Annotated in this window: 9 protein-coding genes; 6 read left to right on the top strand and 3 right to left on the bottom strand. The window is 69.1% G+C overall.

The window, feature by feature from the left end; all coding sequences use genetic code 11:
- Nucleotides 1-231: 231 nt before the first annotated feature.
- Nucleotides 232-1,218, bottom strand: coding sequence for an L-histidine N(alpha)-methyltransferase (gene egtD, locus RR928_RS13900; protein WP_442881627.1), 987 nt, complete (start codon nt 1,216-1,218; stop codon nt 232-234).
- 240 nt (nt 1,219-1,458) lie between these two features.
- Here egtD and RR928_RS13895 point away from each other — a divergent pair, with 240 nt between their 5' ends.
- The 5 genes from RR928_RS13895 to RR928_RS13875 all read left to right on the top strand — a co-directional run bounded on the left by RR928_RS13895 (nt 1,459) and on the right by RR928_RS13875 (nt 6,907).
- Nucleotides 1,459-1,920 (top strand): CBS domain-containing protein, encoded by a 462-nt coding sequence (locus RR928_RS13895; RefSeq protein ID WP_332682968.1) that lies wholly within the window; start codon nt 1,459-1,461, stop codon nt 1,918-1,920.
- Nucleotides 1,921-2,020: 100 nt separating this feature from the next.
- Nucleotides 2,021-2,590 (top strand): TetR/AcrR family transcriptional regulator, encoded by a 570-nt coding sequence (locus tag RR928_RS13890; protein WP_332537965.1) that lies wholly within the window; start codon nt 2,021-2,023, stop codon nt 2,588-2,590.
- Nucleotides 2,587-4,365: an MFS transporter gene (locus RR928_RS13885; RefSeq protein ID WP_332682966.1), complete on the top strand. Its 1,779-nt coding sequence runs from the start codon at nt 2,587-2,589 to the stop codon at nt 4,363-4,365. The genes RR928_RS13890 and RR928_RS13885 overlap by 4 nt, the downstream gene beginning before the upstream one ends.
- A gap of 41 nt (nt 4,366-4,406) precedes the next feature.
- Complete coding sequence (locus RR928_RS13880) at nt 4,407-5,525, top strand: HlyD family secretion protein (protein ID WP_332682964.1); 1,119 nt, start codon at nt 4,407-4,409, stop codon at nt 5,523-5,525.
- Nucleotides 5,522-6,907: an efflux transporter outer membrane subunit gene (locus RR928_RS13875; protein ID WP_332682962.1), complete on the top strand. Its 1,386-nt coding sequence runs from the start codon at nt 5,522-5,524 to the stop codon at nt 6,905-6,907. Before RR928_RS13880 ends, RR928_RS13875 begins: the two co-directional genes overlap by 4 nt.
- A 29-nt stretch (nt 6,908-6,936) precedes the next feature.
- Here RR928_RS13875 and RR928_RS13870 read toward each other — a convergent pair whose 3' ends face one another.
- Together RR928_RS13870 and RR928_RS13865 are read right to left on the bottom strand one after the other, a co-directional pair.
- Complete coding sequence (locus tag RR928_RS13870) at nt 6,937-7,533, bottom strand: OmpW/AlkL family protein (RefSeq protein WP_332537969.1); 597 nt, start codon at nt 7,531-7,533, stop codon at nt 6,937-6,939.
- A gap of 102 nt (nt 7,534-7,635) precedes the next feature.
- Nucleotides 7,636-8,640: a DUF808 domain-containing protein gene (locus RR928_RS13865; protein ID WP_332537970.1), complete on the bottom strand. Its 1,005-nt coding sequence runs from the start codon at nt 8,638-8,640 to the stop codon at nt 7,636-7,638.
- 163 nt (nt 8,641-8,803) lie between these two features.
- Between RR928_RS13865 and RR928_RS13860 the strand changes: the two genes are divergently transcribed.
- Nucleotides 8,804-9,586 carry a class I SAM-dependent methyltransferase gene (locus tag RR928_RS13860; protein WP_332537971.1) on the top strand — a complete coding sequence of 261 codons (783 nt, stop codon included), beginning with the start codon at nt 8,804-8,806 and terminating at the stop codon, nt 9,584-9,586.
- Nucleotides 9,587-9,807: the final 221 nt, after the last annotated feature.

Genomic DNA, 9,807 nt, shown 5'->3' with positions numbered 1-9,807 from the left:
CGCAGCAGTCTTCGGCCGACAGCGGCGCGGCCAGCGCCAGGCTGGCCTGGCGCACGCGGACATAGGCAGCCGCCAAATCATTGCCCGGGGCCGACATCATGCACCTCCCGGTCATTGATTACGCTGCGCAAGACTTGGCATGTCCCGGGCCAGGGGAACCGAGCCAGGGCTGCCCCGCAGCGATGGTGCCGCCCCCCTGGGGGGAAGGCGCGCAAGCGCCTCAGGGGAGGGTCAAGTCTTTGCATGGATGACGGCAAACCAGTCGCGTGAATCGGTCCAGGCCTTGCAGGCCTTGAAGCCGGCCTGGGTCAGCATCTGCAGGAACAGCGGCAGCGGGTACTTGTAGCTGTTCTCGGTATGGATGCGCTCGCCTTGCGCAAACGCGCGCGCGCCGCCGGGCCAGCGCACCTGCTGCTCGGCGCGCGCCTGCAGGTGCATTTCAATGCGCGAATGCGCGGCATTGAAGAACGCCACATGTTCCCATTGCGCGGCATCGAAGTCGCTGCCCAGGCATTGGTTCACATGCGCCAGCGCGTTGCGGTTGAATTCGGCGGTGACGCCGGCCGCGTCGTTGTACGCGGCTTCAAGCACCAGCAGATCCTTTGGCAGGTCTATGCCTATCAGCAGGCCGCCGCCCTCGCCTGCCAGCGCGCGCATCTGGCGCAGCAGCGTCATTGACTGGTCGGGATCGAAATTGCCTATCGATGAGCCCGGGTAGAACACCAGCCGGCCCCGCTCGCCGATGTGCGCCGGCAGCGTCACGGGCGCGGTGATGTCGGCTTCTACCGCGCAGACCTCCAGGCCGGGAAATTCGCGCGCCACGCCATCGACCGCAGCCTGCACGAACGGCCCCGCGATGTCGACGCCGACAAAGCACTGCGGCTGGAGTGCCGCCAGCAGCAGCCGCACTTTCTCGCAATTGCCCGCGCCCAGCTCGATCAGGCTGGTGCAGGGCCCTACGCTGCGCGCGATGTCGCCGCCGCGCGCCTGCAGCAGCGCTTTTTCGGTGCGTGTCGGGTAGTACTCGGGCAGGCGCGTGATGTCCTCGAAAAGCTCGCAGCCGCGCTGGTCGTAGAAATACTTGGCGGAGATGTGCGCCGGCGTTTGCAGCAGGCCGCGGGCCAGTGCCTGGCGCTCGGGGTCTGGCGCCGGAATATCGGGCAGCGTGGACATGGAGGGGGGTGCCTCGGCATCGGCGGGAGCAACGGAAAGCAACATGGGCGCGGACCTTCCCGGAAAAGCAGCAAGAACGTCGCTCCCGGCGGCGCCTTGCCAGCCGGGAACCGACCCTGGCTCCAGCCTAGCCATGCAGGCGCGCGCTTCGGGTAGGACAGGAGCGCATGCAGGGCGCGCGCGCCCGGCGCGCATTGACCCGCCGCCCTGTTGGAGCCATCATCTTCAGCAGGCATCGGCACTCGGCAGCGGGCGCCGACATCGCTTTCCTTTCGGGAGACTGCCATGAGCGAACGTTTGACCGCCGGCGAAATCTGCACGCGCGAAGTCGCCATTGCCTATCGCCATACCGATCTCGTCACCGCGGCCCGGCTGATGCGCGAACACCATGTGGGCGCGCTGGTCGTGGTCGATGACACCCAGGGCCTGCGCACCGTTGCCGGCGTGCTCACCGACCGCGACATCGTGATTTGCGTGGTGGCGCCCGAGCTGGCCCCCGACAGCCTCACGGTGGGCGAAGTCATGACCGCCAAGCCCGTGACCGCGGCCGAGGACGCCTCGCTGATCGATGTGCTGCGCAGCATGCGCGCCCACGGCGTGCGCCGCATTCCCGTGGTCACGGCGCAGCAGGTGCTGATCGGCCTGGTGGCGCTGGACGACATCCTCGAAGTCCTGGCCCAGGAAATGGGCATGCTGGCCGCGACCATAGGCCGCGGCATGCAGCGCGAGCGCGACCAGCGCAACTGAAGCCCGCCGGCCGCGCGCGCCGGGCGCAAATGCCGCAGCCGCACAGGGCCATTCATCGCGCCGCCCAAATAACGGACAAAATTGTCCGATAATTGCAGCCATGAACTCCCCGATTGCCAAACGCCCCGACGCGGCGCTGCGCCGTGCGCAGCTGCTTGACGCGGCCGATGCCGTGTTCACCGTGCATGGCGTCAACGCACCGCTGGAACTCGTGGTCGAGCACGCGGGCGTGGGCCGCGCCACGCTGTACCGGCAGTTTCCCGACCGCGATGCCATCCTGCTGGGCCTGCTCGAGCGCTCGACCCAGCGCCTGCACGACCAGGCGCTCAAGCTTGAAGACAGTGCCGATGCGTTCTTTGAACTGATGGCCTACCTGTCCGAACGCATAGTGAGCTCGCCCACGCTGTCAGATTACTGGCGCAGCGCCAGCCTCAAGGACCCGCGCTTCAAGGCCGTGCGCCAGCGCGCCTGGGATGCGTTTGCGCCGGCGCTGGAACGCGCCCAGGCGCAGGGCCTGGTGCGCGCCGATGTGCAGGCGCGCGACCTGTCGCTGCTGATCGGCATGCTGGGCGCGGCGCTGCGCGGCAGCAGCGACGCCGAGCGCCGGCGCCTGGCACGCCAGGCCATGGGAATCATCCGCCGCGGCCTGCAGCCCGACGCCGCCGCATGACCGAAACCGTCTATCTGCGCCGCCCGCCCGATTGGGAGGAGCACGAGAAGCCGGCCCTGCCCGGCTCACCGGCCATGCTGTCGCACGCTCCCTGGGAGCGCGTGTGCTATGCGCTGGTCGCCATCCTGGTCGGCCTGACCGGCGGCCTGGGCAATGCGCTGTTCAGCGTCAACCTGCCCACCATCCAGGGCCAGATGGGCATGACGCCCAGCGAAGCCGCCTGGCTCACGGGCGCCTATGTCACGTTCAGCGTCACCGCCAACCTGCTGGTCTACAAGTTCCGCCAGCAGTACGGCATGCGGCTGTTCACCGAGATCAGCCTGGGCCTGTATGCGCTGCTGTGCGTGCTGCACCTGGTGCTGGGCAGCGCGCAAAGCCTGCTGTGGCTGCGCGGCGCCAGCGGGCTGGCCGCCGCGGCCTGCACCTCGCTGGCCACGCTCTACATGCTGCAGGCCATGCCGCGCGTGCATGTGCTCAAGATGCTGGTGCTGGGCGTGGGCATCAGCCAGCTCGCCACGCCGCTGGCCTGGCTGCTGTCGCCCAGCCTGCTGGACCACGGCCAGTGGCACAACCTCTACTGGTTCGAAGCCGGCCTGGCGCTGATGTCGTTTGCCGCCGTGGTGCTGCTCAAGCTGCCCGCGGGCGTGCAGTTCCAGGCGTTCGAGAAACGCGACTTCCTGAGCATCGCGCTGCTGGTGCCCGGCGTAGGCCTGCTGGTCGCGGTGCTGGTGCAGGGCACGACGCGCTGGTGGTTCGACGCGCCTGAACTGGCGTGGATGCTGATTGCCTCGATGCTGCTGCTGCTCACCGGCCTGTACCTCGAGCACCACCGGCGCAACCCGCTGCTGCACACGCGCTGGTTCACCCAGGGCGCGACGATACGCTTCGTGATCGGCGCCATCGTGCTGCGTTTCCTGACCACCGAGCAAAGCTACGGCGTGGTCGGCATGCTGCGCACGCTGGGCATGGCGCCCGACCAGATGCAGCCGCTGTTCGGCGTGATCCTGGTGGGCACCGTGCTGGGCATGCTGCTGTCGGCGCTGACCTTCGGCCTGGAACGCGTGGGCCCGCAGCTGCTGGCGGCGCTGGTGCTGCTGGGCGCCGCCACCTGGATGGACTTCGGCCGCACCAGCCTGGACCGGCCCGCGGACTTTTTCGTGAGCCAGTTCCTGCTGGCCATGGGCTCGGGCATCTTCATGGGCCCGCTGATGCTGCTGGGCATGGTGCAAGGCCTCAAGAACGGCCCCAACCACATGCTCACCGCCATCCTGACGATTTCCATCACCCAGTCGCTGGGCGGGCTCGCGGGCTCGGCGCTGCTGGGCACCTACCAGATCCACCGCGCCCAGGCCTATTCGGTCGCGCTGTCGCAGCAGATCAACCCGGCCGAGCCCCAGGTCGCCCAGCGCCTGCAGCTGCAGCAGCAGGCGCTGGCCAGCCAGATCACCGACCCCGCGCTGCGCGCCGCCCAGGCCACGGCCCAGCTGGGCCAGGTCGTGCGGCGCGAAGCCCAGGTGCGCGCCTTCAACGATGTGTTCCGCGTCGTCGCGCTGGTCGCGCTGGCGTATCTGGCCTGGTCGCTGTTCGAGGCCGGGCGCGCGCGCCGCGCCAGCCGCCTCGAAGCCGTGCGCAACGCGCGGCATACCGCGGAGACCACGCCGGAAGTGGGCACCGATGCCGCTGTCGCGCCCGACTCCGAAGACGACGATGCGCCCGACCCCATGCCCGCCAATGCCCGCGCCGGCCCCGGGCCCGCGCCCGCCGCCGCCGGCTGACGCCCCGCCTCCTTTCGCTCCACCACAACAACCGAATACCCATGAGCGCTACCACCCCCCCCGCTACCCCTGCCGCCCCGGCCGCCGCCGGCCCTTCTCCCACGCCCAAGAAAGAGCGCCCCAGCCTGCGCAGCGCGCTGCTGATGGCCGCGCTGGCCGCCGTGGGCATCGTGCTGGTGCTGCGCGCCTGGAACGTAGGCCCGTTCGAGACCAGCGACATCTCCACCGACAACGCCTATGTGCGCGGCCAGGTGACCGTGCTTGCGCCCCAGGTCAACGGCTATGTGACCGAAGTGCTGGTGCACGACTACGAACATGTGAGCGTGGGCCAGCCCCTGGTGCATATCGACACGCGCAGCTATGAAGCCGCGCTGGCCCAGGCCCAGGCCCAGCTCGCGAATGCACGCGCCCAGCTGGCCAACTCGGCCCAGACCCAGTCGCAGAACCAGGCCGGCCTGCAGGTGCGCCAGGCGACGCTGGCCGCGGCCCAGGCCGAGGCCGAACGCGCGCGCGCCGAGCTGCAGCGCGTGGAGGAGCTGGCCGCGCGCGGCTCGGTCTCGCTCAACGAGCGCGACAAGGTGCGCGCCACGGCGCGCCTGGCCGCGGCCAATGTCGACAAGGCCCAGGGCGACATCGCCATCGGCCAGCAGAGCATCAAGGCCACCACGGTCAACCGCGAGGCCCTCGAAGCCGCGGTGCAGATGGCCCAGGCCCAGGTGCGCCAGGCCCAGATCAATCTCGACAACACCACGGTGCGCGCGCCCAGCGACGGCCAGGCCAGCGAAGTCTCGGTGCGCCAGGGCCAGTATGTCGCCGCGGGCAGCCAGCTGCTGTATGTGGTGCCGCCGCAGCTCTGGGTGATCGCCAACTTCAAGGAAACCCAGACCGCCCAGGTGCGCATAGGCCAGCCCGCGCGCTTCACCGTCGATGGGCTCAACGGCGCGACGCTGACCGGCAAGGTGCTGGAGATCGCCCCGGCCACGGGCTCGGAGTTCAGCGTGCTCAAGGCCGACAACGCGACCGGCAATTTCACCAAGGTCGTGCAGCGCCTGCCCGTGAAGATCGCGATCGACGCCGACCAGCCGCTGGCCGCGCGCCTGCGCCCCGGCATGTCCGTCGTCGCCCATGTCGACACGCGCGCACAGAAGGCCCAGCCATGAAGCGCCTGGCCCTTTTATCCCCCTTGCTTGTCGCCCTGCTTGCGGGCTGCGCGGCGCCGCAGCCCAACGCACCCGACATGCTGGCCGCCGTGGCGCTGCCCGCGCAGTGGAGCGTGGCCGCGCCCGCCGGCGCACCGGCCACCATTGCCGCCGACTGGTGGAGCCAGCTGGGTGACGCCCAGCTCGACCGCCTGGTCGCCCAGGCGCTGGCGCAGAACAACGATCTGCAGACCGCCATGGCCCGGGTGCGCGAAGCCCAGGCGCAGTTGGCCAGCGCCGACGCGGCGCAGTCGCCGCAGCTCAACGCCACCTTGGGCGCGCAGTCAGGGCGCAGCCTGGGCGCCTTCGGCCCGACGCATACGCGCTCGCTGCAGCCCGGCCTGCAGGCCAGCTGGGAGCTCGATGTCTGGGGCCGGCTGTCGCAGCTCGAACAGGCCGCGGGCGCGCGCCTGCAGGCCAGCGAAGCCGACCGCGACGCGGTGGCGCTGAACGTCGCCGCGACCACCGTGCAGGCCTATGTGGGCCTGCGCGCGCTGCAGGCGCAGCAGGCGATCAGCCAAGCCACGGTGGCGGCGCGCGAACAGGCGCTGCAGCTGGCGCGCGACCAGGTGCGCGTGGGCTATATCTCGCAGCTGCAGCAGACCCAGGCCCAGGCCGAACTCGCGGCCGTGCAGCAGCAGGTGGAGCAGTTGAACTGGCAGATCGACAAGCAGCGCAGCACGCTTGATCTGCTGCTGGGCCAGGCGGGCGGCGCCGACGTGGCGCTGGGCGCGCCGCGCATTACTTTGCAGGAACTGCCACTGCCGCCCGTGCCCGCGAGCCTGCCGTCACAGCTGCTTGAACGCCGGCCCGACATCGCGCGCGCCGCGGCGCTGCTGGCCGCCAGCGACCACCAGCTGCAGGCCCAGCGCGCGGCCTTCCTGCCCCAGGTGAGCCTGAGCGCCAGCGTGGGCAGCCTGATGGTCAATGCGCTGAACTACAACCCGCTGACCGTGTGGAGCCTGGGCGGCAGCCTGCTCGCGCCGCTGTTTGACGCCGGCCGGCTGCAGGCCCAGGCCGACGCCGTCGGCGCCCAGCGCGACCAGGCCGCGCTGGCCTACCGCGGCGCGGTGCTCGCGGCCTTCGCCGACACCGAGAACGCGCTCACCGGCAGCGCCCGCCTCGCGCGCCAGACGCAGTTTGCAATCGAGCGGCGCGACGTGCTGCAGCAAAGCCTCACGTTCGCGCATGACCGCTACCAGGCCGGCTATGCGAGCTATATCGAGGAACTCGACGCCCAGCGCAATCTCTATGCGGCGCAGCTTGAAGTGGTGCGCCTGCACCAGGCCGAACTCGACAACCGGGTGCAGCTGTACAAGGCGCTGGGAGGTGGGTGGAGGTAAGCCTTTACCCCCAACTTGCCTGCCCCCGCTTAGAAGCGGTAGCCCAGGCCCACGCCCACCAGCACGGGATTGATCTTGAAATTGCCGGCATTGGCGCCGTTGAGCGTCACATCGGTGTTGATGTAGACCTTCTTCACATCGAAGTTCAGCGACCACTGCTTGTTCAGCGGAACGTCGACGCCGACCTGCAGCGCGCCGCCCCAGCTGCTGCGCTTCACATCGGCCGCGCCGCCCAGCAGCTTGACGCTGGAGAAACGCGTGTAGTTGATACCGGCGCCCACATACGGCTTGAAGCTGCCGAACTGCGTGAAATGGTATTGGGCCAGCAGGCTGGGTGGCAGGTGCTTGAGCGTTCCCAGGTAGCCGGCAACGCTCGAATGCACATCCTGCTTCTGCGGCACGGTCAGCACCAGTTCGGCCGCGAAATTCGGGCTGAAGAAGTAGGTGATGTCGAGCTCGGGAATCGTCTTGTTGTTGATCGACAGGCCCAGGCCGGTGCTGTCCTTGTTGGCGCTGTCGAGGTGCACGGCGCGCGCGCGCACCAGCCAGGGGCCTTCGGTCTGGGCCATGGCGGCACCCGAAGTCAAGGCACAGACAGCGGCGGCGGCGAGGAGGATTTTCTTCATGGTGTGGCAATCTTCTACCGGGGACAACCCCCGTGAAAACCATTGGACACCGCGCCCCGCAGCGGCGTTTTGCCTTAGCTCAAGGAATCGCCAGACAGGCGCTCAGTGCGGCGCTGCCTGCGCCGAGCCACCGCGCATGCGCCCCACCAGCCCGACCACGGCCAGCACCACGCAACCCACCAGCGCGCCCACCAGCACATGCACCAGCTGCGGCAGCAGGAAGCGCCACAGTCCGGCCGCGGGCCAGCCGGCCACGGCCGCAAGCGCGGTTTCCAGGCCATGCTCGATGAAGGGCATGCCGTGCACCAGCAGGCTGCCGCCCACCAGGAACATGGCCGCCGTGCCGACAATGGACAGCGCGCGCATCAGCCAGGGCGTGGCCTGCAGGATGCCGCGGCCCAGCGCCTTGGCCGCGGCGCTGGCGCGCGCCATCAGCGCGATGCCCACATCGTCGAGCCGCACGATCAAGGCCACGAGGCCGTAGACCGCGACCGTGACCAGCACGGCCACCAGCGACAGCACCGCGGCCTGCTCGATCAGCGGCTCCGAGGAGACCGTGCCCAGCGCAATCGCGATGATTTCCGCCGACAGGATGAAATCGGTGCGCACCGCGCCGCTGACCTTGGATTTCTCCAGCGCCTGCAGGCTTTGCGCGCTGGGCGCGGGCGCGGCCGCAAGCGCTTTTTCGGGGACCTTGCCCGCGCGCCTGGCCTGCATCTTCTGCCAGGAATGCACGATCTTCTCGACGCCCTCGTAGCAGAGGAAGGCGCCGCCCGCCATCAGCAGCGGCGTGATTGCGGCCGGCAGAAAAACGCTGATCAGCAGCGCCGCGGGCACCAGGATCACCTTGTTGATCAGCGAGCCCTTGGCCACGGCCCAGACCACGGACAGCTCGCGGTCCGAATGCACGCCCGACACCTGCTCGGCGTTGAGCGCGAGATCGTCGCCCAGCACGCCGGCCGTCTTCTGCGTGGCCACCTTGGTCATGGTCACGACGTCGTCGGCCATGCCCGTCGACTGGCGCGCCGCGGTCTTGGCCATCAGCGCGATATCGTCGAGCAAGGTGGTGATGTCGTCGATCAGCATCAGCAAGCCGGTTGCAGCCATAAAGGGTTCCTTGGTGAATCGCCAATTGGCGCGCAGCCATTGTGCCCGGCAAAAGCGGGCGCGCTATACCCCGGCGGCCCGCTGCTTGTAGGCAAAAGCCCCATACTGCCGGCTTCTCCACCGATACCGCCTCGCCGCAACGGCGCAAGCGCGTCTCCCAGCCATGTCCGGCTATCTCACCAAGCAGGAATCCATTGCCATCAGCGGCGTGGAACAGCTCACCATACGCTCGCTGCTCGACAAACAGCAGTTCCACGACCCCCAGGGCGAGGCCGAGCAACTGGGCATCTCCGACGCATTCTGGCCCTTGTTCGGGCTGCTGTGGCCTTCGGGCGAACAGCTCGCGGCCTGCATGGCCGCGCGCCCGCGCGTTGCCGGCGAACGCATTCTGGAGCTGGGCTGCGGCCTGGGCCTGACGAGCCTGATGTGCCACCGCCGCGGCGAAGACATCACGGCCAGCGACTGCCATCCCCTGGCCGGCGCGTTCATGCGCGAGAACCTGCGGCTCAACCAGCTGCCGCCGATGAAGTTCCGCATAGGCCATTGGGGTGCGACGCATACCGACCAGACCGCCTACGAGCGCATGGACATTGCCGACCGCGACCATGACGACCTGGCCAACGGCGTGCGCACCCTGCCGCTCGACTACCAGTCGGCGACCAACGAGCAAAGCGAAGTCTGGGCCGTCGACGGCCGCTTCGACCTGATCGTCGGCAGCGATCTGCTTTACGAGCGCGACGCGCGCGCCACCCTGCCCAATTACATCGAATCGCACTGCACGCCCGCGGCCCAGATCTGGGTCGTGGACCCGGACCGCGGCAACCGCTCGGCGTTCAGCCGGCAGATGGCCGAGCTGGGCTTTGGCGTCGAGGAAATGCGTCTGGACCGCGCCGCCAGCGAACAGTTGCCCGCCTACAAGGGCCGGCTGCTCAAGTACCAACGCTGAGCGCCACCGGCCAGGGGCATTGCGGATCGATCCCGGCTTGCGCAGCCGGCGCGCGCCGCCCCTGTAAGCCCGGTTTTCTCTGACAGCCGCCCCCGGTTGGCGGGCGTTATCGTGCTGCGAATCAAAGGAGCATCGCGATGACGCCCTCTGCTTCGGCAGCCTCTTGCGAACGGTTGCTGCGCCCGGGCCAGGTCGACCTGGCAACGCTGCGGCGCGTGCAT

Source organism: Comamonas sp., assembly GCF_036666375.1.
Lineage (GTDB): Bacteria > Pseudomonadota > Gammaproteobacteria > Burkholderiales > Burkholderiaceae_C > Comamonas.
Note: the sequence above shows the minus strand (reverse complement) of the source record. Positions and strands in the feature narration are given on the sequence as shown.